General features: G+C 60.5%; 1 protein-coding gene. It reads left to right on the forward strand.

Annotation, left to right across the window (positions count from 1 at the left end):
* Positions 1 to 316 precede the first annotated feature (316 nt).
* The coding region (locus EN807_RS32990; RefSeq protein WP_189522676.1) for a PhnA domain-containing protein at positions 317 to 390 on the forward strand (74 nt) is incomplete at its 3' end.

The following is a 390-nucleotide window of genomic DNA, read 5'->3' on the forward strand; positions in this document are numbered from 1 at the left end:
TGGTGCTCCAGGCGAGCGCAGCGGTGAGAACGAGCAGGATGCCCAGCCGTGAGTCACCACGGTTGCCCGTATTGACGTCTACCGCATCTGCCAAGGACGACCCCTCCCAGGCTACGCGTCCACGACGATGATGAGCCGGGATTATCGGGAGGGCAAGTTGGTTCTAAAAAAGCATACTCTAAAATTACATAAGATCGCGGGCGCCAGGCGCGAACGGCAAATCGGCGTCGGTACGGGGTGAGAGGCGGCTTGACCAGGTCCTCGCCGGCGCGATAGGCGAGCGCATGCCATTCAATCGAGGAAAGACCGACCCGCCATGACCGACGTTATCGTGAAAGACAGCAACGGCACGCCGCTGAAGGACGGCGACTCCGTGACCCTGATCAAGGA

The sequence above is a fragment of the Mesorhizobium sp. M5C.F.Ca.ET.164.01.1.1 genome, assembly GCF_004792125.1.
Taxonomy (GTDB): domain Bacteria; phylum Pseudomonadota; class Alphaproteobacteria; order Rhizobiales; family Rhizobiaceae; genus Mesorhizobium; species Mesorhizobium wenxiniae.